Consider the following 25,736-nt stretch of genomic DNA (forward strand, 5'->3'; position numbering starts at 1 on the left):
GCATGGCGGGATCTGACCGCAAGGCCGACGGCACGGGCACCGGCCGGGATACGGCCGCCCCGATGACGCGCAGTCCCGCGCGCGGCTGCAGAGCGAGCGCGAGGCCTGCCTGTCGCTGATCATGCAGCTGCGCGCCCGCGGCGTCAGTGACGCGCGGCTGCTCAGCGCCATCGAGCGCGTGCCCCGGCGTCTGTTTCTCGCCGCCCGCCAGCATGTGCTTGCCTATGTGGACACCCAGCTTCCTATCGAATGCGGCCAGAGCATTTCCGCGCCCTCGACCATCGCCACCATGCTGGAGCATCTGAAAGTCGGCGCGCGGGACTCCGTTCTGGAGATCGGCACGGGCTCGGGCTACCAGGCGGCGCTGCTGTCGCATCTGGCGGCCAGGGTGGTGACGCTGGAACGCTACCGCACTCTGGTGGAACTCGCCCGCCAGCGCTTGGCGACGCTGCGCATGGACTCCGTTCAGGTGGAACTGGCCGACGGACTGCTGGGCTGGGCGAAGGAGGCGCCCTTTGGCCGAATCATCGTGACCGGCAGTGTCGAGGCGATCCCGGAGGCGCTGAAGGCACAGCTCGATCCCGATGGCGGCGTGCTGATCGCGCCGGTCGGCGTCCCGGGTCAGCCGCAAAAACTGACGCGCGTCGTGCGCAGCGGCGACGATTTCGCGCAAACCGAGGTCGCGCCCGTGCGTTTCGTGCCGATGGTGGCGGGGATCGCCGCGCGGCTCTGACGCCGCATCGCTCGTATCGGTGGTTACCACAACCGGTCCGGCTTTAAAGCTTTATCAACGTTACCGGTATTAACTATGGGCCTGTCTTCAAATGCGTAGATCGAATTTGAGTAGAGCCTATGTCCCGCACCGAGTACACGTTTCGCTCCCGGTTGATGTCCCGCGTCGCAGTGATTGCGCTCGTCTCGGGCCTTGCTGCCGGTTGTAGCAGTGGCGTCGAGCGTTTTGGCGGTCCGATCTATACCGGCGGCACGCAGAATCAAAAAGACATCCTTGGCGGCCCGTCACCCAGCCAAGCTATGACGACATTCTCATGTCCTCCAATCCTGACGATGTCACCGGCTCGGTCAACACCGGCAATACCTCGCGCTACGCGAACACCGGCTACGCAAGCAACAGCGCCGTGCAGCGCGGCGTGCTGCCGTCGTCCTCCGGGACGAACCGGGGCGTGCCGATCGTCGCGGCGCAGGGGCCGCAGCCCGTGCCGCTGTACACCGGCTCCGTTTCGCCGCGCTCGAACGCCGTCGACACCAGGCGCCCCAGACCCGTACCACACAGTCCCAACCCGCCAAGCCGGGCTGGACGACTGCCGGCGGCACCTGGGTGACGCTGGAGCGTGGCGAAAGCGTTCAGACCGCCTCGCGCCGCTACGGCGTGCCGGTGAGCGCGATCCAGGCGGCCAACGGTCTCAACGGCGATCCGAATTTTCCGCGTGAAGGTCAGCGTCTGATCATCCCGTCCTACAATCACGGCTCATCGGTGCAGGCCAACGCGCTGCCCACGCCGCAGCGCCCGCAGGCGCCCGACGCCCGCGACACGGCCTCCAACGTGAAGCCGGTGCGCACCAGAACGGTCCGCGTCGCCTCCAATGCCGACGTGGTGCCCGATCCCAAGCCGATGCGTCCGCGCGTGGTGAACTCCGCGCCGGTGCGTGCCGTCGCGCCGTCGCAGGTTTCACGCGTCGAGGCTCCGTTGGAGGAGCCGCGCCGCAAGCCCGCCGCCTCTGCTGCCTACACCCGCACGACGCGCGCCACCGAAACCGCTCCCGCGGCGCCGATCGCGGTGAGCCCGAAACTCCGCCCCAAGGTTTCCCGTCCGGTGCGGTCGGAGCCTGAGCGCGCCGCGTCGCGCGAGGAAGAGGCATCGGGGAACCAGATCGCCAACATTACCGCGCAGCCGGATCCCGAAACCACCGAATCGGTTGGTGACAGCAATGCGAACCGCTTCCGCTGGCCCGTGCGTGGTCGGGTGATCTCCAGCTTCGGCCGCAAGGCCGGCGGGGCGCGCAACGACGGCATCAATCTGGCCGTGCCGGAAGGCGCGCAGATCCGCGCTGTGGAAAGCGGCACGGTGATTTACTCGGGCAACGAATTGAAGGGCTACGGCAATCTGGTGCTCATCCGGCACGAGGACGGCTGGGTCTCGGCCTACGCGCACAACAGCGAGCTGATGGTCCGGCGCGGCGACACGGTCCGCCGGGGCGATGTGGTTGCCGCCGCCGGCTCCACCGGCTCCGTCAGCCAGCCGCAGCTCCACTTCGAGCTGCGCCGCGGCAACAAGCCCGTCGATCCGCTGCAGTATCTCTCCAAGGTCTGACGCCAGGGTCCGCGGTGCCGTGCTGGCCCGCCTGAAGGATTGGGCGCGCATCGTCAAACGCGACGTGCTTGCCGTCTATCTGGCGGGCCGTGATCCGCGGGTGCCGTGGTATGCGAAGGTCCTGGCCGCCGTGGTGGCTGGATACGCGCTCTCACCGATCGACCTGATTCCCGACTTCATCCCGCTGCTCGGCTATCTGGACGACGCAGTCATTGTTCCGCTCGGCATTCTGCTGGTCATCCGGCTGATCCCGCCCGAGCTCATGGCCGAACATCGCGCCGCCGCCGAGGCGATGCGATCAAGGCCGGTCAGCCTGTGCGCCGCGGCAGCCGTCGCCGCCGCGTGGATCGCGTCGATCGCGCTGTGCGGCTGGCTTTTCTGGCGCTCCTGACCGTCCCGCCAACCCCCACACGCTACTCCGTCAGCGGCACGCCGAGGCGTCCCGCCAGATCCTGGATGTACTGCCAGGCGACGCGGCCGGAGCGGGCGCCGCGGGTCGCCGACCATTCCAGCGAATCCCGGCGCATCTCCTCTTCGGAAATGTCGATCTTGAAGTGGCGGCAGTAGCCGCGCACCATCTCCAGATAGTCGTCCTGGCTGCACTTGTGGAAGCCGATCCACAGGCCGAATCGGTCCGACAGCGACACCTTTTCCTCTGTCGCCTCGCTCGGATTGATCGCCGTGGAGCGTTCGTTCTCCATCATGTCGCGCGGCAAAAGATGGCGGCGGTTCGATGTGGCGTAGAACAGCACGTTGTCCGGGCGTCCTTCGACGCCGCCCTCGAGCACCGCCTTCAGGGACTTGTAGGACGCGTCGTTGCCGTCGAACGACAGATCGTCGCAGAACACGATGAAGCGCATGGCGCTGCCGCGCAGCAGCTTCATCAGCGCCGGCAGGCTTTCGATGTCCTCGCGGTGGATCTCGATGAGCTTGAGCGGTCCCTTGCCCTCCCTGGCCCGCTGTTCATTGACCAGCGCGTGGCTCGCCTTCACCAGCGACGATTTGCCCATGCCGCGCGCGCCCCACAACAGCACGTTGTTGGCTGGCAGCCCGCCCGCGAAGCGCTCGGTGTTGGAAATCAGCGTGTCGCGCATGCGGTCCACCGCCTGCAGCAGCACCATGGCCACTCGGTTGACGCTTTGCACCGGGTCCAGCGTCTGCGTGGCGGGCGCCCAGACGAAGGCGTCGGCCGCGTCGAAGTCGGGGCGGGGGGCACGGCGGGCACGGCGCGCTCGATCAGCGCGATAAGCGTGTCGAGACGTCGGGTCAGTTCGGTGAATTCGGAAGGTGCGGTCATGGCGGGGTGCTCGGCCGGTGGTTGATCTGCTCCGCGTCGGGCCGGGACGCCGCGGGCGGTGTCCGCGCGGCCGGCCCCATGCGCGGCGAATCCGTCGCGGCCCTCGGGCCGCCCGGAGTCAACAGCCTGTAGCACGGGCCGCGTGTGAATCAAAAGACGGGCTCGCGCCCCCGGTAAGGCATGCCGTCCCTTGCAAAGCGCGGGCACGCGGTTATAGTCCGCGCGGCTAAAATGAAGTGGAGAGCCCGCCCGCGCGTGGTGCGTCGGTGAGGCTGTCCCAACAACAATTTCTTGGAGAGGTCTATGTTCGTGACCCCAGCCTTCGCGCAGGGCGGTCTACCGGTCGGCGGCGATTTTCTGATGTCGATCCTGCCGTTCATCTTGATCTTCGTGATCATGTATTTCCTGATCATCCGCCCGCAGCGCCAGCGCGTGAAGCAGCACCAGGAAATGGTCGCTGGTCTGCGTCGTGGCGACACGATCGTCACGGCCGGCGGCATGATCGGCAAGGTGTCCAAGGTTATCGACGACGCCGAGATCCAGGTGGAAGTGGCCGAAGGCATCAAGGTGCGCATCATGCGCGCCATGGTCCAGGAAGTCCGCGCCAAGGGTGAGCCTGCCGCCTGACAGCGGCCGGCGGCGACTGCGCCCGCAAGACGCCTCCGGCCCGTGATGGGGCCGCGGGGCGTTGCCGGGTGATCTGACGGGAGGCGGCCATGCCGCCTTTCGGGCTCCCAGGCTCCATGCAGGGCGCATCCGCTCGATGCGGCGTGCCTTCGGGCCGTCAGGCCGCGCCATGGCGGGCCAATCGGTCGTACTGGTTCCGGCGGGCGGAATATTCAGGCGGGAATGAGCGATTGGCGGGAAACCGCCCGCATTCCGGGCCAACTTACACGAATCGATCGCGTCGCGGCGCAAGGCTCTCTGGCCCGCCGCATCGTGATCCAGAAGGAATGGACGCCGCGATATGCTGTATTTCGCACGTTGGAAAATCGGCGTGATTGTTCTGATCGTCCTGGCCGGGGTGTTGACGAGCCTGCCGAACTTCTTCGCCGCGGAGAATGTCGCCCGCTGGCCGGACTGGATTCCGGGCAAGCAGGTGGTGCTCGGGCTGGATCTTCAGGGCGGCGTCTATCTGCTCTATGAGGTCGATCGCAAGGATTACACGACCAAGCGCCTGCGCACCCTCGTCGGCGAGGTCCGTGACGCCCTGCGCCGCGAGGAGCCGCGCATCGGCTACACCGGGCTTGCCGTGCAAGGCGACGACGCGGTGCAGCTGCGCCTGCGCGACACCGCCCGCATCGACGACGCGCGGGAGCGGCTGAGCGAGTTGCTCAACCCGCTTGCGTCGTCTGTCTTCAGCGGCACGGCGGTGAACGAATTCCAGCTCACGGTCTCCGACGACGGCCTCGCCCGCTTCACCTTCACCGAGGAAGGTCTGGCGCAGCGCGTGCGCTCGGTCGTCGACCAGTCGATCGAGGTTATCCGCCGCCGTATCGACGAGATGGGCACCACCGATCCCTCGATCCAGCGGCAGGGCGAGGACCGCATTCTTGTCGAGGCTCCGGGCCTGTCCGACCCCGAGCGCCTGAAGGCGCTGATCGGCCAGACCGCCCAGATGACCTTCCATATGGTCGACAGCACCATGGCGCCGGAGCAGGCGGCCCAGACGCGTCCGCCGGTCGGCACCTTGCTGCTGCCTTCGGTCGACGATCCGCCGCAGCTCTATCTGGTGGAGGAGAACGCGCTTCTCACCGGCGAGGATCTCGTCGATGCGCAGGCGACCTTTGACCAGCGCTCCAACGAGCCCGTCGTCTCTTTCCGCTTCAACACCTCGGGCGCGCGCAAGTTCGCCCTGGTGACGCAGCAGAATGTCAATCGGGCGTTCGCCATCGTGCTCGACAATGAGGTGGTCTCCGCGCCGGTGATCCGCGAGCCGATTCTCGGTGGCTCCGGCCAGATCTCGGGCAGCTTCACCGTCGAGGGCGCCAACGACCTGGCGATCCTGCTGCGCGCCGGCGCCTTGCCCGCGCGCCTGACGATCCTGGAGGAGCGCACCGTCGGCCCCGGCCTGGGTGCGGATTCCATCGAGGCGGGCAAGATTGCCTCCCTGCTCGGCACGTTCGGCGTGGTGGTCTTCATGCTGGCGGCCTACGGGCTGTTCGGCGTCTTCGCCAACCTGGCGCTGATCGTCAACATGATCCTGATCTTCGGCGCGCTGAGCACGCTGGGCGCCACGCTGACGCTTCCCGGCATTGCCGGTATCGTGCTGACTGTCGGCATGGCGGTGGACGCCAACGTGCTGATATTCGAGCGTATTCGTGAGGAAGCGAGGCTCGGCCGTTCGGCCATCGGGGCGATTGACGTGGGCTTCAACCGGGCGCTGGGAACCATCCTGGACGCCAACATTACCACGCTGATCGCCGCCGTGATCCTGTTCTACCTCGGGTCCGGCCCCATTCGCGGCTTCGCCGTGACGCTGGCCATCGGCATCGTGACGACCGTCTTCTCGGCTTTCACGTTCTCCCGTTTCCTCATCGCGATGTGGGTGCAGCTGCGCCGCCCCACGCGCGTGCCGATCTGACCGTGGAAGGGTCTTGATATGCGTCTGATGAGACTCGTGCCCGAAGTGACCCACTTCGGCTTCATGATAAACCGGCGGTTTTCGTTTCCGCTCTCCGTGCTGGCCATCGTCAGTTCCATCGCGATGTTCTTCGTTATCGGCCTGAATTACGGCATCGACTTCCGCGGCGGCATCATCATCGAGATCCAGACCACGGACGGTCCGGCTGACATCTCCGCCATCCGCACGCGGCTGAAGGATCTCAATCTGGGTGATGTGCAGGTGCAGACCTTCGGCGCGCCCGATGACGTGCTGATCCGCATCGAACGTCAGGAAGGCGCGGAGGAAGGGCAGCAGCGCGCGGTGGCCCTCGTGCGCGACGAGTTCGCCGACGAGGTGAACTTCCGCCGCATCGAGGCGGTCGGTCCGCGCGTCTCCGGTGAGCTTGCACAGGCCGGCACCATCGCCGTCCTCGCTTCGCTTTTCGCCGTGCTGATCTACATCTGGTTCCGCTTCGAGTGGCAATTCGCCGTCGGCGCCATTGTCGCGACCGTGCACGACGTGATCCTGACCATCGGCATGTTCGCGGTGCTGCAGCTCGACTTCGGACTCTCCAGCATCGCCGCGATCCTGACGATCGTCGGCTACTCGCTCAACGATACGGTGGTGGTTTACGACCGGATTCGAGAAAACCTGCGCAAATACAAGAAGATGCCGCTACCCGAACTGCTCGATCTGTCGATCAACGACACGCTGTCGCGCACGACGATGACGTCGCTGACGACGCTGATCGCCCTTCTGGCGCTGTATATCTTCGGCGGCGAGGTGATCCGTTCGTTCACCTTCGCGATGATCTGGGGCATCGTGGTCGGCACCTATTCGTCGATCTTCATCGCCGCGCCCGTGCTGATCTATCTGAAACTGCGGCCTCAGCCGGAATCCGCGGACAGCACCCCGGAACCCGAAACCGGAGCTGCGTGAGGTCACGATGGCCGGCCCACGCGGCAAGGGAATCATCGTTCGGGACGCGCATTTTCCAGGGCGCGCCCCGATCGACGCCTATGGCGAGGGGGCTTCCGTTTCGCCGACATGTCGCATCGCGGCTCGCTTCTGGTGCTGCCCTCGGGCGTCTACGGATGGGATCCGGTTTCGCCCGACGACATGACCGCGGATGCCTTCGCGCCGCTGTTTGCGGAAGCCGACGGCATCGAGATCCTGCTGATCGGCTCCGGACCGACGCTCGTGCCGATCAAGCCAGGCCTGCGCGAGCGGTTCCGCGCGCACGGCATTTCGGCCGATTCCATGGCCACCGGCGCGGCGGTGCGCACGCTCAACGTGCTGTTGGCCGAGAACCGCGCGGTCGCCGCGGCGCTCCTGGCGGTCGACTGATCGCCGGGACGGGTGTCTGCTGCTGGTTTCCGGTGGACAGCACCCGATTTTGGACTACATCGCTTCCATGCAATCCTCATTCGATCATTGTCAGGATCTGGTCCGGCGCCACGACAAGGACCGGTACCTTGCGACCCTCTTCGTGCCTGCCGGCGCGCGGCCGCACGTCTTCGCGCTTTACGCCTTCAACCTCGAGGTGGCGCGGGTGCGCGAATTGGTCAGCGATGCGCTGCCCGGCGAGATCCGCCTGCAATGGTGGCGCGACACGCTGACGGGGAACGCCTCGGGACAGCCGGAGACGGCCGCCCATCCGGTCGCGGCGGCGCTGCTGGAGACCATCGCGCGCTACGATCTGCCAGAAAAACCGTTTCTCGATCTGCTCGAAGCGCGGATCTTCGATCTTTACGACGACCCGATGCCCAGCCTGAGCGATCTGGAGGGCTACGCCGGTGAGACGACCTCGGTGCTGTTCCAGCTCGTCTCGATGATTCTGGCGGAGAACGGCGAGGGGGCTCCGGCCGACGCGGCCGGGCATGGCGGCGTCGCCTATGCGCTCACGGGGCTCTTGCGCGCGCTGCCCTGGCACGCCCGCCGCGGCCAGACCTATCTGCCGGCCGATCTGCTGTCCGCCTGTGGCGTCGACATGGAGAGCTATCGCCAGCTTGATGCCACGCCGCATCTGCGGGCGTGTCTCGGCGAGCTGCGGCTGATCATCGCCGGGCATCTGGAAAAGGCGCGCGCGGCGCTTGGCGCCTGCGATCCGGCCTGCGCGCCGGCCTTCCTGCCGCTCGCGCTCATCGAGCCTTATCTCGCGGCGATGGAAAGGCCGGGCGTCGATCCCTTCAACACGCCCATCGAGCTGGCCCAATGGCGCCGCCAGTGGACCCTCTGGCGCGCCAGCCGCCGGGGCATCTGACACGGGGTGCTTGGAGCACCGCTTGCAGCTCACTCAGCCGTCATACCCTGGCGAAGTCCGGGGTATCCACTCTGATTGCGGTCAGCCAAAGTGCCAAGAAAGGCATCCAGAGCATCGTCTCAACAGACCCCTGGGCTTGCCGCGCGCGCGATTGGAGTGCCCGGACCGACACCGGGCAATGACGGACGGACAGGGGCCAATCATCGGGCTATTCCGCCGCTTGCCGTTCCGAACCCGCCAGCCAGGCGTCGAAATCATTGAGCGCGCGGCTGGTCAGCGCCCGGCGCTTGGCCTTGTTCTTGTCCGGGCCCTTCAGCCGCTTGCCGTCCTCGCCGGTCTTGTTGAACTCGGCCGGCGGAAACAGCCCGAAATTCACGTTCATCGGCTGGAACGAGCGTTTTCCCGGCTCCTCGTCCGGCAGGTGGCCCACCGTGATGTGGCCGAGCAGCGCTCCCATGGCGGTGGTGCCTGGCGGCGGCGCGATCGGGTTGCCCAGCCGCTCGGCGGCCGCGAACCGACCCGCGAGACAGCCGATCGCCGAGGATTCCACATAGCCCTCGCAGCCGGTGATCTGCCCGGCGAAACGCAGCCGCGGCAGCGCCTTCAGCCGCAGGCTTTCGTCCAGCAGTTTCGGTGAATTGAGGAACGTGTTGCGGTGCAGCCCGCCAAGGCGTGCGAACTGTGCGTTCTCCAGCCCCGGAATCATGCGGAAGATCTCGGCCTGCGCGCCGTATTTCAGCTTCGTCTGGAAGCCGACCATGTTGTAGAGCGTGCCCAGCGCATTGTCCTGGCGCAGTTGCACCACCGCATAGGCCTTCACCGCCGGGTTGTGCGCATTCGTCAGCCCCATCGGCTTCATCGGTCCGTGCCGCAGGGTTTCCGCGCCGCGCTCGGCCATCACCTCGATGGGCAGGCAGCCGTCGAAATAGGGCGTCGATTCCCATTCCTTGAAATCGGTTTTCTCGCCGTCGATCAGCGCCTGGATGAAGGCCTGATACTGCTCCTTGTCCATCGGGCAGTTGATGTAGTCCTTGCCCGTTCCGCCCGGACCGACCTTGTCATATCGTGACTGGAACCAGGCTGTGTCCATGTCGATGGAGCCGAAATGCACGATCGGCGCGATGGCGTCGAAGAACGCAAGCGCATCCTCGTCGGTGGCCTCCAGCACGGCCTGCGACAGCGCCGGCGAGGTCAGCGGCCCGGTCGCCACGATCACGCTGTCCCAATCTTCGGGTGGCAGTCCGGCGATTTCCTCGCGCACGATGGAGATCAGCGGATGCGCTTCCAGCGCCTCGGTCACCGCGCCGGAGAACCCGTGCCGGTCGACCGCCAGGGCGCTGCCGGCGGGCACCTGATGCGCGTCGGCGGCCTTCATGATCAGCGAGCCCGCGCGCCGGAGCTCCGCGTGCAGCAGTCCCACGGCGTTCTGCTCGGCGTCGTCGGAGCGGAAGGAATTCGAGCACACCAGTTCGGCCAGGGCCTCGGTCTGATGCGCGTCGGTCTTGCGCACCGGGCGCATTTCGTGAATCACCACCGGCACGCCGGCGGAGGCGATCTGCCAGGCGGCTTCCGAGCCTGCGAGCCCGCCGCCGATGATATGAATGGGAGCGTGGGTGTGTTGGGTCATGGCGGTCTATATAGCCAATCGCGGCCGATTGGCAATCGGCTGGACCGGCGTCTTGAGGCATGAAAGGCCCCGGGCGTTGCTCCGGGGCCTTTCGAGATGCCGTTGATGCCCGGCAGGCTGATTACGCCGCGCGCGCGGCGTGTTTGCCCTCGGCGATCTCTTCCGCGATCTTGGAGCAGAACGCGTCCAGATCGTCGGGCTTGCGGCTGGTCACCAGTCCCTTGTCGACCACCACGGCGCTGTCTTCCCACACGCCGCCGGCGTTGATCACGTCGGTCTTGATCGACCCGTAGGACGTGACCGCGCGACCCTTGATGATCCCGGCCTCGATCAGCAGCCAAGGCGCGTGGCAGATCGCCGCCACGATTTTCTTCTGCTCGAAGATCGTCTTGATGAAGGCGATGACCTTCGGCTCGACGCGCAGGATGTCCGGATTCATCTGGCCGCCGGGCAGCACAAGGGCGTCGTAGTCGTCCGGCGACACATCGTCGATCGTCCGGTCGACCGCAACCTTGCTGCCCCAGTCACCATTCTTCCAGCCGGTGATCGCGTCGCTCGTCAATGAGATGACGTGCACCTGGGCGCCCGCGTCCTTCAGCTTCTCCAGCGGCACCTCGAGCTCCGACTGCTCGAAGCCGTTGGTGGCGATGATGGCGACTGTCTTGCCTGAAATATCATGCATGGCGCATCTCCTCGTTGTGGATGGGTGTTGCCTGGTGGGGAAACGGAATCGACGTTATTTTGTTCCATGATGTGTCCCCCCGGCGTGCCATGCGCGCTCTCGGCGCGAGGGTTCCGGCAGCCGCTCCGCCGGTCACGGAATCCCGGACATCCCAGCGGCGGCGATTTGTGGCAGACTTCGTATCAAGACGGATGATTCTGAATTCCGGCAGGCTTGGGCGCATGGAGATCCGGCGGGTGGTTGGGGAGCGGCGATGAAGCGGTTGGTGATGGCGGCGGGCGCCCTGGGGCTGGTGCTTTCGGGGTGCGCCGGACAGGCCGTGGGCACGCCGAAATCCTGGTACGCCTATCGCAACGCGGTCGCGCCGAGCAGCGCAAAGGTGGTCATCTGCCACGGCTTTGGCTGTGCCTGGCGCACGCCGGTGAGCTTTTCATCCGCCGACATGAAACAGTTGGCCTCGATCCTGAAAAACGGCGCGTCGTCGCCGCAGGCGGAACGCGCCGCCATATCCCGCGCCGTGCAATGGCAGGAAAAGCGGGTCGCGCCGGTCGTCGGTTCGGCCAACGACGCAGGCGGCTTTGACGCGCAGAACGCCGGCGTGCGCGGCCAGATGGACTGCATCGACGAGGCGACCAACACGACCAGCCTGCTGGTCGTGGCCGAGAAGGCGGGGCTTCTCACCCATCACAGCGTGCGCAGCCCGGTGGCGCGCGGCTTCTTCCTCGATGGACGCTATCCGCACGCCACCGCCGTGGTCACGGAGAAGGCGGCGGGCAAATCCTTCGCGGTGGATTCTTGGCCGCACGCCAACGGCGTCGCGCCGGACATCATGCCGCTGGACACGTGGTTCGCGAAATATCCCGGCGACGCCTGACGCCCTAGCCCGAAACGCGGCGCCATCTCCCGTTCGATCACACTCGGCTCCCGATGGGGCTGTCAGATTGTCCATCCCGCCTCTGCGTGGATGGCGCCGCACGGGCGCAGCCACGTCGAAACCATTAACACGATGACCTCATCCTGAGGTGCCCGCGCAAGCGGGCCTCGAAGGATAGGCGGCTTCGTGCCGACCGGAAATCATATGTTGGAAAAAGCGCATAAAAAAACGCCCACCGGTGGGAGGAGGTACCGGTGGGCGTCTTTTTTTCCTACGAGGCTGGGAGGAGGGTGCCTCGTCGGGCTCCTTGGGGGCTGGGAGGAGAAAGCCCCTTCGGATAGTGCGCTGTCAAAGTGGGGAGGAGGTCACTTCAACGGCGCAAACTGTGCGGACCAAACGGTGGTCCCGGATTGTGCGTGCCCGACTTAGGGAAAACACGCCCACCGGCGGGAGGAGGTACCGGTGGGCGTCTTTTTTCCTAGGAGGCTGGGAGGAGGGTGCCTCGTCGGGGTCCTTGGGGGCTGGGAGGAGGTAGCCCCTTCGGGATGTGTCCTTGAAATAAGGGAGGAGATTATTTCAAGGGCACGAAACTTAGCGGGCCGTCTTGCGGGCCACGAATTCGATGTCCGAGCGGCCGATGCCGAGATCGTGCAGCTCGCGGTTGGAAAGACGGGCGAGCTCGTCGTAGGTCTCGCGGTATTTCTTCCAGCTGTGGTACTTGCGCGTGATCGAGTTGATCATTGTCTTGCTCCAGAACTTCTACTCTTGGGCGCCAGCAGCTTCGCGTTGTTTGCGGTGCGGCGCGTTGTCTCGATGATCGATAAGTAGGCGAGGGCATCCGGTTTGTGGAGAGCCAATGCTGCAAAGCAGCCATGCAATTTGTGCAGAGCAGCATGTGCAGTGCACAATAATGGCGGAAAACCGTGCGTAACATGTTGATTGAGCGCGGCTTTCAAGGGCCTCGCGATGCCAAAAATAGGAGCCTTTCTGGCGCGTTTCTCCTGCTTTCCGGTTCTCTCAACAAGCTTGCGCGTGCTTGCTCCGGAATGTCGCGGAGAGACTCGCCCGCATGGCGCGTGTTTCTTCTCGCACTGCCCGCCGTCACATCCGGTCCACATGGCCAGGGCTGTAACGCGCGACCATTAGGCCCGCATCCGTTTCCGCATTCCCAGTGAGGCATTCGTCATATTTGACGCGGGCTCGAGCCCGTCGGCGTCATACCCCGGCGAAGTCCGGGGTATCCAATCCCGCGTGCGGCAGGCGTATGGCGCATCGCGGAGCGGCATTGGATTGTCCACAAAAGCTCAAACCGTGCCGCACACAGAGTGGATCACCCGGACTTCGCCGGGTGATGACGGCGGAGGAGGGATGATGACGCGGGAAAGACGGGGACGGTGGGCCATGAGCTGGCGGCCGATGCGATGGCGACAGGCGCACCCGCCGCTGTGGATCTTCAACTCTCTACGTCATCCCGGACCGTGTGCGGCAGGCCGCATCACGCGATCCGGGATCCAGGAGGAACGCGCCCGCACGGCGCAGTGTTCTTCTCAATCGTCCGCCCACGCTCATTCCAGACCGAATTCGAAGAGATCCCGCCAGTCCGGGTTTGCCTCCTCGATCAGCGCGAGCTTCCAGGCGCGCTTCCATTTTTTCAGTTGTTTCTCCCGTGCGATGGCATCGGTGACGCTGTCAAACCTCTCAGCCCAGACGAGCTTGGAGACGCCGTGGCGCGCCGTAAATCCGTCCGTTTGCTTGGAGGAATGTTCAAAGCCGCGCCGCGACAGATCCGTCGTCACGCCCACATAGAACGTCCCGTTGCGCCCCGACGCCATGATGTAGACATAGGCCATGGCTCATCGTGAAATATGCGGATATCGGAGGCAAGAGCGCGGTGCTGGAAAAGAAGAATAGCGCCCTCCGGGCTCTTTCCTCCTGGATTCCGGATCTCTCGACACGCTGCGCGTGCTCGGTCCGGAATGACGCGGAGGGTTGAAGCCTGATGAGGGCTTGTGGGGCAAGATTGTCTTGGACAAGCCTCAGAGACAAGACGCGACAGGCGCAACGGCCGCTGTGGATCTTCAACTCTCTACGTCATCCCGGACCGTGTGCGGCGAGACCGCATCACGTGATCCGGGATCCAGGAGGGATTCGCCCGCAGGGCGCCTGTTTCTTGAGACCTGCAGCGCGGCCCCAACCGCCGCCCGGGCTACTCCGCCGCGGTCATCCGCCGTTGCGGCCGGCGCTCCAGCAGCTCCTTGAGGAACTGCCCCGTGTAGCTGCGCGCAACCTTGACGATGTCCTCGGGCGTGCCCTCGGCGACGATCTCGCCGCCGCCGTCGCCGCCCTCGGGGCCCAGGTCGACGATCCAGTCCGCCGTCTTGATGACCTCGAGATTGTGCTCGATGACGATCACGGTGTTGCCCTGGTCGACCAGCTCGTGCAGCACCTCGAGCAGTTTCGCCACGTCGTGGTAGTGCAGCCCCGTCGTCGGCTCGTCGAGAATATAGAGCGTGCGGCCGGTGGAGCGCTTCGACAGCTCCTTGGCGAGTTTCACCCGCTGCGCCTCGCCGCCCGACAGCGTCGTCGCCTGCTGGCCGATCTTGATGTAGTCCAGCCCCACCCGGTGCAGCGTCTTGAGCTTGTCGCGCACGGAGGGCACGGCGGAGAAGAATTCCGCGCCTTCCTCCACCGTCATGTCCAGCACGTCGGCGATCGACTTGCCCTTGAACTGCACTTCCAGCGTCTCGCGGTTGTAGCGCTTGCCCTTGCATACGTCGCAGGTGACATAGACGTCGGGCAGGAAATGCATCTCGATCTTGATGACGCCGTCGCCCTGGCAGGCTTCGCAGCGGCCGCCCTTGACGTTGAAGGAAAACCGCCCCGGCGCGTAACCGCGCAGCTTCGCCTCGGGAAGCCCCGCGAACCAGTCGCGGATCGGCGTGAAGGCGCCGGTGTAGGTGGCCGGATTGGAGCGCGGCGTGCGTCCGATGGGCGACTGGTCGATGTCGATGACCTTGTCGAGATACTCCAGCCCGTCGATGCGTTCGTGCGGCGCGGGATGGGCGCGCGCGCCGTTGAGCTTGCGCGCGACCCCGCGGTACAGCGTGTCGATCAGCAGGGTCGACTTGCCGCCGCCCGAAACCCCCGTGACGCAGGAAAACGTGCCCAGCGGGATGCCGGCGGAGACGTTTTGCAGGTTGTTGCCGGTGGCGCCGATCACCTTGAGCTGCCGCGTCTTGGAGATTTTTCTGCGCTTTTCCGGCACCGGGATCTGCCGCGTGCCCGAAAGATACTGCCCCGTCAGCGAGGCCTCGCTGGCCATGATGTCGGCCGGCGTGCCGTGGGCGATGATGTGGCCGCCGTGCACGCCCGCGCCGGGGCCCACGTCCACCACATAATCCGCCGCCAGCACCGCGTCCTCGTCGTGCTCCACCACGATCACGGTGTTGCCGAGATCGCGCAGGTGCTTGAGCGTCACCAGCAGCCGCGCGTTGTCGCGCTGGTGCAACCCGATCGAGGGCTCGTCGAGCACATAGAGCACGCCGGTCAGCCCCGAGCCGATTTGCGAGGCCAGCCGGATGCGCTGGCTCTCGCCGCCCGACAGCGTGCCGGAATTGCGCGACAGGGTGAGATATTCCAGCCCGACGTCGTTGAGGAACTGCAGCCGCTCGCGGATCTCCTTGAGAATCCGCGCGGCGATGGCATTCTGCTTCTCATTGAGCGTGTCGGGCACATGCTCGAACCAGTCGCGCGCGTGGCGGATCGACATCTGCGAGGCTTGCGATATGTGCTTGCCGTCGATCTTCACCGCCAGCGCCTCGGGCTTCAGCCGGAAGCCGCTGCAGGCCGGGCAGGGGCTGTCGGACTGGTAGCGCGACAGCTCCTCGCGCACCCAGTTGCTGTCGGTCTCCCGCCAGCGCCGCTCGATGTTGCCGACCACGCCCTCGAACGGCTTCTGCGTCTGGTAGCTGCGCACGCCGTCGTCATAGGTGAAGGTGATCTCCTCGTCGCCCGAGCCATGCAGGATGCAATCGCGCAGGCCTTCGGGCAGATCGTCCCACGGCGTGTTCATCGACCCCTTGAAGTGGCGGCACAGCGCCTCCAGCGTCTGCGCGTAATAGGGCGAGGTGGAGCCGGTCTTGGCCCAGGGCAGCACCGCGCCGCCGCGCAAGGTGAGTGTGCCGTCGGGCACGACCAGATCGCCCTCGAACTTCAGCGTCGTGCCCAGTCCGTCGCAGGTCGGGCAGGCGCCGAAGGGATTGTTGAAGGAGAACAGCCGCGGTTCGATTTCGGAAATCGTGAAGCCGGAGACGGGGCAGGCGAATTTTTCCGAAAACAGCATCCGCTCGTGCGTCTCGTTGCGGTTCTGCAGCACCGCGCCCTCGGCCGCCGCCTCCAGCGGCTTGTCGGCGAATTCCGCCACCGCGATACCGTCGGCAAGCTGCAGCGCGGTCTCCAGAGAATCCGCAAGCCTCGAGGCGATGTCGGGCCGCACCACGATGCGGTCGACGACCACGTCGATGTCGTGCTTGAGCTTCTTGTCCAGCGCCGGCGCTTCGTTGATCTCGGTGAAGACGCCATCGAGCTTGATGCGCTGGAAGCCCTTCTTCATCAGCTCGGCGAGTTCCTTGCGGTATTCGCCCTTGCGCCCGCGGATCATCGGCGCCAGCAGATAGAGCCGCGTGCCTTCCTCCAGCGCCATGATCCGGTCGACCATCTGGCTCACCGTCTGGCTCTCGATCGGCAGGCCTGTCGCCGGCGAATAGGGCACGCCGGCGCGCGCGAACAGCAGCCGCATGTAGTCGTAGATCTCGGTCACCGTGCCCACCGTGGAGCGCGGGTTCTTCGAGGTGGTCTTCTGCTCGATGGAAATCGCCGGCGACAGCCCGTCGATCTGGTCGACGTCGGGCTTCTGCATCATTTCCAGGAACTGGCGCGCGTAGGCCGAGAGGCTTTCGACGTAGCGGCGCTGGCCCTCGGCGTAGATCGTGTCGAACGCCAGCGAGGATTTGCCGGAACCGGACAGCCCGGTCATCACCACCAGCTTGTCGCGCGGGATGTCGAGATCGACGTTCTTGAGGTTGTGCTCGCGCGCGCCGCGCACCGAGATGAACCGCGTGGCGTCGATCCTGGTGGCGACGGTGGTGGTAACGGCGTCGGATGTGGCTTCCGGCGGCTTGGTATCCGGCATGAAAACTTCCTCGCGGGCCCGGCGCGTCCGGGTCCTGAACAATGCGTGGTGGCGCTCGAGCGCGGCCCCCGATGGATCCGGTGGGCCGGGATGGGCGGCGCGCGAACTGGCTGCGGTCTGATGCCCCTTGAGGCCCGTGGCATCAAGTGGGAGGTTATACGGGTCAATCAAGGCGCTGTCAGACTCAATATTATAGAAGTACAAAAAGAGAACAAGAGCAAATGCGCGGGATGGTCCGCCCAAATTCCGTGGGGAGAACCCCGCAGCGGGATCGGGCCGGATTCTTCTCGAAAACACTTCAAATCCATCGAAACACCCCCCCGAAACAGGGCCGATTCCGCAGCGATCTGAATGAAATTCGCGACGTTTCGGACCGGTTCTGCAAGGCATCGGCGCCGGCTGCTTGTCCTGATTGCGTGGCGGCGTCGTGCCGCCTGCCAAGCCTGTCCGGGCCGCCGGATCGCCTGATACACGGGCAAAGAGTCTGTGGGCGAGTGCGCCTTTTTGTTCTAATCCCTTTGGATCTTTGCAATAGTGCCGCCATGAAAGACCTGTCTCAAGGGACCGCTTATGACCGATGATCCCGTCGAAACGCCGGCTGAGGGCAATGGCGCGGGCAGCGCCGCGGCTGCCGCGCAGGGCGGGGCGATGATGCCGCTGTTCTACTCCGCGCCCGAAGCGCTGAACCCGGACCGGCACGGCGCGCTGGGGCTGGATAGCAGCGATGACATGAGCTTCGCCGCCGCGACCCAGGCGATCCCCATCACGCTGGCGGAGTTCCCCGCCGCCTGCCGGACCTATCCCATTGTTTTCGTTGGGCGCGATGTGCCGCAGCCGGTGGCGATGGTGGGGCTGCGCCAGCAGCAGAATCTGTTCGTCGGCGCGGACGGGCGCTGGAAACCGTCCACCTATGTGCCGGGTTATGTGCGCCGCTACCCCTATATTCTGGTGCGCGAGAACAGCGGCGACAATTTCGCGCTCTGCATTGACAGTGCGTGCCCGCGGTTGCGCGACGGTGGTGAGGTCCCGCTGTTCGTCGACGGCAAGCCGAGCGAGCAGACGGAAAAGGCGCTGGAGTTCTGCGCCACCTTCCAGCGCCAGGCCGGGGCCACGGACACGTTCGTCGCCCGGCTCAAGGAGCTGGACCTGCTGGTTTCCAACCAGGCGCAATTCACCCTGAAGGACGGTGAAACCGTCCGCATCGCCGATTATTTCGTCATCGACGAGCGCCGCCTGCAGGAACTGCCCGATGAGGCCTATCTCGGCCTGCGCAACGACGGTCTGATGGCCGGCATCTATTGCCAGCTTCTCTCGACGCAGGTCTGGCCGGATCTCGTCGCCATGGCGGAATAGGCCTCCGCGCCCGTGTTGCGGCGGAAGGGGCGGCTAAGGCGCTGCTTGCATTGATGGGAACAAAATGCGAACATGTCCGCGTTTTGATCCTGCGGCGCGGTGGCGGCTTGCGGTATTGTGGAGCCTATTGTGGAAAACCGGATGGTTTTGCGATGTTCGCGCCGCAAAAGCGTTAGGGTCGCCCAAAGATTTGAGACGGGAGTTCAGACATGGCTGGCAGCGTAAACAAGGTCATTCTGGTCGGCAATCTGGGCGCCGATCCGGAAATCCGCCGCACACAGGATGGCCGTCCGATCGCCAATCTGAGTGTCGCCACCTCGGACAGCTGGCGCGACAAGAACACCGGTGAGCGCCGCGAGCGCACCGAGTGGCATCGTGTGGTGATCTTCAACGAGGGCCTGTGCAAGGTCGCCGAGCAGTATCTGCGCAAGGGTTCGAAGGTCTATCTCGAGGGCCAGCTGCAGACCCGCAAATGGCAGGACCAGAGCGGCCAGGACAAATATTCCACGGAAGTTGTGCTGCAGGGCTTCAACTCGACGCTGACCATGCTTGACGGGCGCGCCCAGGGTGAGGGCGGCGGTGATTACAGCTCCGGCGGACGGGTCGGCCAGGGCAGTCAGGGCGGCGGCGACTTCGGCCAGTCCGCGCCGATGAACCAGGGCGGCCAGTATGGCGGCGGTCAGGGCGGCCAGGGTGGCCAGAGTGCTCCGGGCGGCCAGCGCAGCGGCCCGGTCGACGACATGGACGACGAAATCCCGTTCTGAGCGAATGTTGGGTTGGATATTTTCGGCCGTTGGCATGATGCCGCCGACCCTTCGAGACAGCCGCACGCGCGGCCTCCTCAGGGTGACGTTGAGTGCGTGGCGATCTCACGAAAAATATCAACACGGACAACGTCATGCTGAGGAGCCGTCTCAGACGGCGTCTCGAAGCATCGGCGGCTTGCTCTATCGGTCCCCACTCCCTGCAAGGGCGGGTGCGCGGTGGAGGCGGGCTTGTCCCACCGGTTGCAAAGAATGGTTCCTGTGACCGGCGTTGCGCGGTGTCTGAGAGGAAGCGCCTTGCGCGGTATGCTTGCGCGGCCCGGCTCCGTTCAGGCCGCCTTTTCGCAATGGAGCACCATCGGCCGATGAGCCTCGCCCCTCTGTTTTCCGCGCCCTTGATCATCCAGCTTCATGCCTATGCCGCGTTTGCGGCCTTTGCGCTCGGATTGCTGCAGTTCGCCCGCGCCAAGGGTGACGGCACGCACCGGCGCTCCGGCTGGATCTGGGTGGCGCTGATGGCGGGGCTCGCCGGTTCGTCGTTCTTCATCCACGAGATCCGCCTGGTGGGACCCTGGAGCCCGATCCATCTGCTGGCGGTCTATGTGCTGGTGCAACTGCCGTTTGCGGTGTTCGCGGCGCGCGGCAACCGGATCCAGGCGCATCGCCGCGCCATGACGGGGCTGTTCGTCGGCGCGCTGGTCGTGGCGGGGCTGTTCACCTTCCTGCCGGGCAGGATCCTGCATCAGGTGGTCTTCGGCGGCTGAGCCGTCGGCGTCAGTGCGCCTCTGTCGCGGCTGCATCCGTCTCCTGGCGCACCATTTCCTCATGGTGCTTGCGGTTCTGCACCTCGATAAACAGGCGGCGGACCATCGGAAAACGCGCCTTGATGGTCTGTTCCAGCTTGTAGATCGCGTCCTCGACCTGGCCGACGGAGATGTCGTTCTTGAAATCCAGCGACACCGCCAGCAGCACGTCGTCCGGTCCCATGTGCATGGTGCGCAGCTCGTTCAGCGCGTCGACATTCGGTGTCTCGGCCACCAGCGCGCGGATGTTCGCCACCAGCTCCGGCGAGGCGGATTCGCCCAGCAGCAGCCCCTTGGTCTCATAGGCGAGGAAGATCGCCGTGCCGCCGAGGATGATGCCGATGACGACGGAGGCCGCGCCGTCGAGCCAGGGCAGGCCGAGAATCTGCGCCGCCGCCAGGCCGATGAAGGCAGCGACCAGGCCGAGCAGGGCCGCGGAATCCTCAAACAGCACTGTGAAAAGCGCGGGATCCTTGGATTGCTGCACAGCCTGCATGTAGCTGCGCTTGCCCTTGATGCTGGTGAACTCTCTCAGGGCGATGAACCACGCGACGGACTCGAAGATCATCGCCAGCCCAAGCACCACATAGTTGACGATCGGATTGGTGACGGGGTGCGGCTCTACGATCTTCTGGATGCCTTCGTAAAGCGAAACGCCGGCGCCCACGGCGAAAATCAGGATCGCGACCACAAACGCCCAGAAATACAGCTCCACCCCGTAGCCGAAGGGATGTTTGTCGTCGGCCGGCCTGCTTGCCTTCTTCATGCCGTAGAGCAGCAGCCCCTGGTTGCCGGTATCGACCAGCGAGTGAATGCCTTCCGACATCATGGCGGATGAGCCGGTGTAGGTGGCTGCGGCAAACTTTGTGACGGATATCAGCGCGTTGCCCGCCAGCGCCGCGTAGATGACTTTTTTGGAACCGGTCGCCATGAAATTCGCCTCGCGGGAACGTGAGTGGGAGCGTGTTGTCTACCGAGTAGGAAACATGGAGCCTGTTCGCAAGCGGCACACAGCCTGCCGGACCAATTTGATCGGGAGCAAGACCACGATGTGCAAATGCGGCGCGGCGATATTGGTTGCCATGGTACCTTGGTTTGTTTGCGCGGGGGCAAGTTTCGCCGGCGAGGCGGATGTGGTCGACGCCACCGCGCGGCCGATGGCGGACGGCCGCTGGAGCTTCTCGGTCACCGTGCGCCACGCCGATGCCGGCTGGGACCACTACGCCGACCGCTGGGAGGTGCTGTCGCCGGAGGGCGACGTGCTTGCCACCCGCGTCCTGCTGCATCCGCATGAGAACGAGCAGCCCTTCACCCGCGGCCTCTCCGGCATCGCGCTGCCGGCGGGAACAACCAAGGTGATTCTGCGCGCGCACGACAGTGTGCATGGCTTTGGCGGCGCGGATTTCCCCCTCGATCTGGATCCCGATCGCACCGGTGGCTGACATCGGCGTCCATCGCACCTCTCGGCTCGGGCCCTGAGTCAGATCAATGTTGCGCGCTTTTTTCAGGTTATGATTTTCGCACTGGTAATCGCCCCGGCGAGTGCCTATTAGTACATTCATATGTTCTAATATAAAGCCGCGACAAGACAGACAAAGGTGCGACAATGCTGCCAAACAGCGCTTTCAAGGCCTTCCCGGACCGCCCACGGCGGACCGTTGTCCGCCCTGCCACGGCGGTGGCGCGGGGACACGCCGACGCATATCGCCGAATGGTGGTCGCAGTTGGATGTCTCGCCCTTGTGGCCGCTGCGTTTCTCGCGCCGCCCGTTCGCGCCGAAGAATTCACGGTCGCGCGCGACACCGTTCAGGACACCAAGGTTGTCTACGGCACCGTTCAGGCGGCGGAACGGGTTCCCGCGCGCGCGCGTCTGTCGGGCACGCTCGTCGAGCTGATTGTCGATGAGGGCAGTTCGGTCACGCAAGGCGAGATGATCGCGCGGATTGTCGATGAGAAGCTGGCGCTCAGCCGCCGGGCGCTGGAGGCGCGCATCGACGCGGCGCGCTCCCAGGTGGCCAATCTCAAGGCCGACTACGACCGCGCCGCGACGCTGTTCGAGCGCGGCACCATCTCGCAGGCCCGTATCGATCAGCTCGACACGCAACTGACGGTCGCCCGCAACACGCTGTTGGCGACGGAGGCCGAGCGCGCGGTGCTCGACCAGCAGGTGACCGAAGGTGACGTTCTGGCGCCCGCCGCCGGCCGGGTTCTGTCGGTGCCGGTGACCCAAGGCTCCGTGGTTCTGCCCGGCGAGGTCATCGCCACCATCGCGATTGACGGCTATATCTTGCGGCTTGAGGTGCCCGAGCGCCATGCCCGTTTCATGCAGGTCGGCGATCCGGTGCGTGTGGGCCGGCGCGAGCTTGCCACCCAGGCGCAGGTCGGTGCCCCGGTGGAGAAACGTGGCCGCATCGCGAAGCTTTATCCCGAAATCAAGCAGGGCCGCGTGATCGCCGATGCGACCGTCGAGGGCCTGGGCGACTTCTTTGTCGGCGAACGCGCGCGGGTCTGGATCGATGCGGGCGAGCGCGCGGCGCTGGTGATCCCACCCGACTATGTGTCCACCCGGCACGGGCTGGACTTCGTGCGTCTGGCGCGCGAAACCGGCGCGTCGCTGGACATCATCGTGGAGCTGGGAGAGCCGCAGCCTCTGGCCGCTGACGGCGGTCCCGGTATCGAGGTGCTCACGGGCCTGCGCGCCGGCGACACGCTGGTGAAGCCATGAATCTGGGCCTTTCCGGAGCGCTCACCCGCGCCTTCATCACCTCACCGCTGACGCCGCTGCTGCTGTTCGCGGCCCTTGTGCTGGGCACGCTGGCGCTGGTCACCCTGCCGCGCGAGGAAGAGCCGCAGATCTCCGTGCCGATGGTGGATATTCTCGTGCGCGCCGACGGGCTGAAGGCGCCTGACGCGGTGAAACTCGTCACCGAGCCGCTGGAGACCATCGTCAAGGCGATCAACGGCGTCGAGCACGTCTACAGCCAGACGGTCGACGATCAGGTGATGGTCACCGCGCGCTTCTACGTCGGCACCTCTTCCGACAATGCGATCCTGCGCGTGCACGAGAAAATCCGCGCCAACATGGACCGGATTCCCGTCGGAATTCCCGAGCCGCTTGTCGTCGGCCGCGGCATCGACGACGTGGCGATCGTCGTCGCCACGCTGACGCCGACGCCGGAGGCCGCGGACCGCTGGTCGGGCAACGAGTTGCGCTCGCTTGCCGACGAGGTGCGCATCGAGCTGTCGCGGCTGCAGGACGTGGGGCTCAGCTATCTGGTCGGCGGCAGCCCCAGCCAGATCCGCGTCGAACCGGACCCCGAAAAGCTCTCGCTTTACGGCGTCACGCTCGACCAGCTGGTCGGCAAGGTCACCGCCGCCAACCGCTCGTTCATGGCCGGGATCATCCGTGACGGCGGCGACAGCGTGCCCGTGGTCGCCGGCCAGACGCTGACCGGCGTGCCGGACATCGGCCTGCTTCTGCTCTCAACGCGCGACGGCCGTCCGGTCTATGTGCGCGACGTGGCGCGCATCGTCGCCGACGCCGAACCGCTGGAAAGCCGCGTCTGGCACATCGAGCGCGGCGAGGACGGCGAAATGACCCGGGTGCCCGCGGTCTCCATCGCGCTTGCCAAGCGGGCAGGGGCCAATGCGGTGGTCATCGGCGAGGAGATCCTGCATCACCTGGAGGATCTGAAAGGACGGCTGATCCCCGAGGGCGTCGCGGTGCACATCACCCGCGACTATGGCGAGACGGCCAACGAGAAGGCCAACGAGCTGCTGTTTCACTTGGGCCTCGCGACTCTGTCGATCGTCGTCCTCGTCGCCTTCGCCATCGGCTGGCGCGAGGGGCTGGTGGTCTTCATCGTGATCCCGACCACCATCCTGTTGACGCTGTTTGCCTCGCAGATGATGGGCTACACGATCAACCGCGTCAGCCTGTTCGCGCTGATCTTCTCCATCGGCATCCTGGTGGACGACGCCATCGTGGTGATCGAGAACATCGCGCGGCACTGGGCCATGAAGGATGAGCGCACGCGCGCGCAAGCCGCGATCGAGGCGGTGGCGGAGGTCGGAAACCCGACCATTGTCGCGACCCTGACCGTGGTCGCCGCCCTGCTGCCGATGATGTTCGTCTCCGGCCTGATGGGGCCGTACATGAGTCCGATTCCGGCCAACGCGTCGGCGGCGATGCTGTTTTCGTTTTTCGTCGCGGTGGTGCTCACGCCCTGGCTGATGATGAAGTTCGCCTCAAAAGCGCCGGTTCACGCCCATGCGCCCGGCGACGGCCACGGGGATGGCGGCGTGCTGGGCCGGATCTATCGCGCGGTCGCCCGGCCGGTTCTGGCCAGCCGCCTCGGCGCATGGGTCTTTCTTCTGCTGGTGGGTGCCGCGACCTTGGCCTCCACGGCGCTGTTCTACACCACCGACGTGACCGTCAAGCTGCTGCCGTTCGACAACAAGTCCGAGGTGCAGGTGGTCTTCGATCTGCCTGAAGGGTCCTCGCTGGAGACCACGGAGCGGGTTCTGAGCGATGCCGCCGGGCGGCTGCTGGTGGTGCCGGAAATCGCCTCCATCCAGAGCCACGCGGGCACGGCCGCGCCCTTCAACTTCAACGGCCTGGTGCGTCATTCCTTTCTGCGGTCTTCGGCCGAGCAGGGCGATCTTCAGGTCAACCTGCTGCCCAAGGGCGAGCGGGACCGCGAGAGCCATCCCATCGCGCTTGAGCTGCGCGCGCTGCTGGCCGGTCTCGACGTGCCCGAGGGCACCTCCATCAAGGTCACCGAGGTGCCGCCCGGTCCGCCGGTCCTCGCGACCCTGCTGGCCGAGGTCTACGGCCCCGATCCCGACACCCGCCGCGCGGTGGCGACAAAGCTGCGCGGCATTTTCGAGGCCGTGCCCTTCATTGTCGATGTGGACGACAGCCTCGGCCAGCCGGCGGAGCGCCTGCGCATCGCCATCGACCAGGACAATCTGGAGTATCACGGCGTCAGCGAGGCCGACGTCTACAACACGGTTCAGAAGCTGCTGGGATCGACGACCGTCGGCTACTCCCATCGCGGCGAGGGCCGGCGCCCGGTGGAAATCGCCATCGCGCTTCCCAAGAGCGACCGGGTAATCGGCGAGCGGCTGCTGGCGACGCCTGTGCCGGCAAACGCGCTGCCGGGCAGCCGCGCCATCGTCGAGCTGGGCGATGTGGTCAGCCTGCAGCGCGAGCGCGCGTCGTATCTCGTCTTCCGCCACAACGCCCGTCCCGTGGTCATGGTGCAGGCGGAACTCGCGGGCGACTTCGAGGCGCCGGTCTACGGCATGCTGGAGGTGCAGCGGCGCATCGACGCGGCCGACTGGGGCGACCTGCCCAAGCCGGCGATCCTGCTGCATGGCCAGCCCGTTAGCGACGCGCAAGTTGCGGTGCTGTGGGACGGCGAATGGGAGGTGACCTGGGTGACCTTCCGCGACATGGGCGCAGCCTTCATGGTGGCGCTGCTGGGGATCTATTTCCTGGTGGTGGCGCAGTTCCGCTCGTTCAAGCTGCCGCTGGTGATCCTGACGCCGGTGCCGCTGACGCTGATCGGCATCATGATCGGCCACTGGCTGTTCGCGGCGCCCTTCTCCGCCACCTCGATGATCGGCTTCATCGCGCTGGCGGGCATCATCGTGCGCAACTCGATCCTGCTGGTGGATTTCATCCGCCACGCGCGCACGGCGGAGCGTCCCTTGCGCGATGTGCTGCTGGAGGCGGGCTCCATCCGCTTCAAGCCGATCCTGCTGACCGCGCTGGCCGCCATGATCGGTGCGGCGGTGATCCTCGCGGACCCGATCTTCCAGGGCCTGGCGATCTCGCTGCTGTTCGGCCTGGCGTCCTCGACCCTGCTCACCGTGCTGGTGATCCCGGCGATCTACGTGGCGCTCCGGGACGACGGCAAGCCGATGACGAAGGGGTAGCGGCC

22 protein-coding genes and 1 pseudogene are annotated in these 25,736 nt (G+C 65.7%); 16 read left to right on the forward strand and 7 right to left on the reverse strand.

Annotation, left to right across the window (positions count from 1 at the left end):
- The first annotated feature begins 121 nt into the window (after positions 1-121).
- The 4 genes from D1F64_RS11305 to D1F64_RS11315 all read left to right on the forward strand — a co-directional run bounded on the left by D1F64_RS11305 (position 122) and on the right by D1F64_RS11315 (position 2,720).
- On the forward strand, positions 122-733 hold the full coding sequence (locus tag D1F64_RS11305; protein ID WP_117412531.1) for a protein-L-isoaspartate(D-aspartate) O-methyltransferase: 612 nt from the start codon (positions 122-124) through the stop codon (positions 731-733).
- Between the two features lie 313 nt (positions 734-1,046).
- On the forward strand, positions 1,047-1,340 hold the full coding sequence (locus D1F64_RS23320; RefSeq protein ID WP_162901478.1) for a hypothetical protein: 294 nt from the start codon (positions 1,047-1,049) through the stop codon (positions 1,338-1,340).
- Positions 1,337-2,329, forward strand: a complete 993-nt coding sequence (locus tag D1F64_RS11310) for a peptidoglycan DD-metalloendopeptidase family protein (RefSeq protein ID WP_117412532.1) — start codon at positions 1,337-1,339, stop codon at positions 2,327-2,329. The genes D1F64_RS23320 and D1F64_RS11310 overlap by 4 nt, the downstream gene beginning before the upstream one ends.
- A 19-nt stretch (positions 2,330-2,348) precedes the next feature.
- Positions 2,349-2,720, forward strand: coding sequence for a YkvA family protein (locus D1F64_RS11315; protein WP_248304733.1), 372 nt, complete (start codon positions 2,349-2,351; stop codon positions 2,718-2,720).
- Between the two features lie 22 nt (positions 2,721-2,742).
- Here the strand turns inward: D1F64_RS11315 and D1F64_RS11320 are convergent, their stop codons facing one another.
- Positions 2,743-3,717: an ATP-binding protein gene (locus tag D1F64_RS11320; RefSeq protein ID WP_117412534.1), complete on the reverse strand. Its 975-nt coding sequence runs from the start codon at positions 3,715-3,717 to the stop codon at positions 2,743-2,745.
- A 212-nt stretch (positions 3,718-3,929) separates the two neighbouring features.
- Here D1F64_RS11320 and yajC point away from each other — a divergent pair, with 212 nt between their 5' ends.
- The 5 genes and pseudogenes from yajC (at position 3,930) to D1F64_RS11345 (ending at position 8,494) form a co-directional block, all read left to right on the forward strand.
- On the forward strand, positions 3,930-4,253 hold the full coding sequence (gene yajC / locus D1F64_RS11325) for a preprotein translocase subunit YajC (protein ID WP_117412535.1): 324 nt from the start codon (positions 3,930-3,932) through the stop codon (positions 4,251-4,253).
- Positions 4,254-4,593: 340 nt separating this feature from the next.
- The gene (gene secD / locus D1F64_RS24080) at positions 4,594-6,210 is read left to right on the forward strand and encodes a protein translocase subunit SecD (protein WP_117412536.1); all 1,617 of its coding nucleotides are present in this window, start codon (positions 4,594-4,596) and stop codon (positions 6,208-6,210) included.
- An 18-nt stretch (positions 6,211-6,228) separates the two neighbouring features.
- Positions 6,229-7,170, forward strand: a complete 942-nt coding sequence (secF, locus tag D1F64_RS24085; RefSeq protein ID WP_117412537.1) for a protein translocase subunit SecF — start codon at positions 6,229-6,231, stop codon at positions 7,168-7,170.
- Between the two features lie 7 nt (positions 7,171-7,177).
- Positions 7,178-7,578, forward strand: a pseudogene (locus D1F64_RS11340) (Mth938-like domain-containing protein).
- A gap of 67 nt (positions 7,579-7,645) precedes the next feature.
- The gene (locus D1F64_RS11345) at positions 7,646-8,494 is read left to right on the forward strand and encodes a phytoene/squalene synthase family protein (RefSeq protein ID WP_117414557.1); all 849 of its coding nucleotides are present in this window, start codon (positions 7,646-7,648) and stop codon (positions 8,492-8,494) included.
- Between the two features lie 208 nt (positions 8,495-8,702).
- Here the strand turns inward: D1F64_RS11345 and trmFO are convergent, their stop codons facing one another.
- Positions 8,703-10,121: a methylenetetrahydrofolate--tRNA-(uracil(54)-C(5))-methyltransferase (FADH(2)-oxidizing) TrmFO gene (gene trmFO, locus D1F64_RS11350; RefSeq protein ID WP_117412538.1), complete on the reverse strand. Its 1,419-nt coding sequence runs from the start codon at positions 10,119-10,121 to the stop codon at positions 8,703-8,705.
- A 121-nt stretch (positions 10,122-10,242) separates the two neighbouring features.
- Positions 10,243-10,803: a type 1 glutamine amidotransferase domain-containing protein gene (locus D1F64_RS11355; protein ID WP_117412539.1), complete on the reverse strand. Its 561-nt coding sequence runs from the start codon at positions 10,801-10,803 to the stop codon at positions 10,243-10,245.
- Between the two features lie 253 nt (positions 10,804-11,056).
- Here D1F64_RS11355 and D1F64_RS11360 point away from each other — a divergent pair, with 253 nt between their 5' ends.
- Positions 11,057-11,677, forward strand: a complete 621-nt coding sequence (locus D1F64_RS11360) for a hypothetical protein (RefSeq protein WP_117412540.1) — start codon at positions 11,057-11,059, stop codon at positions 11,675-11,677.
- Positions 11,678-12,268: 591 nt separating this feature from the next.
- On the opposite strand, the gene D1F64_RS11365 is transcribed toward D1F64_RS11360, so the two are convergent.
- From D1F64_RS11365 to uvrA, 3 genes are all read right to left on the reverse strand, one after another.
- Positions 12,269-12,418, reverse strand: a complete 150-nt coding sequence (locus tag D1F64_RS11365; RefSeq protein WP_117412541.1) for a DUF1127 domain-containing protein — start codon at positions 12,416-12,418, stop codon at positions 12,269-12,271.
- 824 nt (positions 12,419-13,242) lie between these two features.
- Positions 13,243-13,527: a GIY-YIG nuclease family protein gene (locus tag D1F64_RS11370; protein ID WP_117412542.1), complete on the reverse strand. Its 285-nt coding sequence runs from the start codon at positions 13,525-13,527 to the stop codon at positions 13,243-13,245.
- Between the two features lie 356 nt (positions 13,528-13,883).
- Positions 13,884-16,805: an excinuclease ABC subunit UvrA gene (gene uvrA, locus D1F64_RS11375; protein WP_117414558.1), complete on the reverse strand. Its 2,922-nt coding sequence runs from the start codon at positions 16,803-16,805 to the stop codon at positions 13,884-13,886.
- 633 nt (positions 16,806-17,438) lie between these two features.
- Here uvrA and D1F64_RS11380 point away from each other — a divergent pair.
- From D1F64_RS11380 to D1F64_RS11390, 3 genes are all read left to right on the forward strand, one after another.
- Positions 17,439-18,221, forward strand: a complete 783-nt coding sequence (locus tag D1F64_RS11380; RefSeq protein ID WP_117412543.1) for a SapC family protein — start codon at positions 17,439-17,441, stop codon at positions 18,219-18,221.
- A 209-nt stretch (positions 18,222-18,430) separates the two neighbouring features.
- A complete protein-coding gene (locus tag D1F64_RS11385) occupies positions 18,431-18,985 on the forward strand; it encodes a single-stranded DNA-binding protein (RefSeq protein ID WP_117412544.1) in 555 nt (184 codons plus the stop codon).
- A 365-nt stretch (positions 18,986-19,350) separates the two neighbouring features.
- Positions 19,351-19,749, forward strand: coding sequence for a DUF2306 domain-containing protein (locus D1F64_RS11390; protein WP_117412545.1), 399 nt, complete (start codon positions 19,351-19,353; stop codon positions 19,747-19,749).
- A 10-nt stretch (positions 19,750-19,759) separates the two neighbouring features.
- Here the strand turns inward: D1F64_RS11390 and D1F64_RS11395 are convergent, their stop codons facing one another.
- Positions 19,760-20,719 (reverse strand): cation diffusion facilitator family transporter, encoded by a 960-nt coding sequence (locus D1F64_RS11395; protein WP_117412546.1) that lies wholly within the window; start codon positions 20,717-20,719, stop codon positions 19,760-19,762.
- Between the two features lie 151 nt (positions 20,720-20,870).
- Here D1F64_RS11395 and D1F64_RS11400 point away from each other — a divergent pair, with 151 nt between their 5' ends.
- From D1F64_RS11400 to D1F64_RS11410, 3 genes are all read left to right on the forward strand, one after another.
- A complete protein-coding gene (locus D1F64_RS11400; protein WP_117414559.1) occupies positions 20,871-21,230 on the forward strand; it encodes a hypothetical protein in 360 nt (119 codons plus the stop codon).
- 269 nt (positions 21,231-21,499) lie between these two features.
- Complete coding sequence (locus D1F64_RS11405; RefSeq protein WP_117412547.1) at positions 21,500-22,513, forward strand: efflux RND transporter periplasmic adaptor subunit; 1,014 nt, start codon at positions 21,500-21,502, stop codon at positions 22,511-22,513.
- Entirely contained in the window at positions 22,510-25,731 is a 3,222-nt protein-coding gene (locus D1F64_RS11410) for an efflux RND transporter permease subunit (RefSeq protein ID WP_117412548.1), read from the forward strand. Before D1F64_RS11405 ends, D1F64_RS11410 begins: the two co-directional genes overlap by 4 nt.
- Positions 25,732-25,736 lie beyond the last annotated feature (5 nt).

It is taken from the genome of Breoghania sp. L-A4, from assembly GCF_003432385.1.
Lineage (GTDB): Bacteria > Pseudomonadota > Alphaproteobacteria > Rhizobiales > Stappiaceae > Breoghania.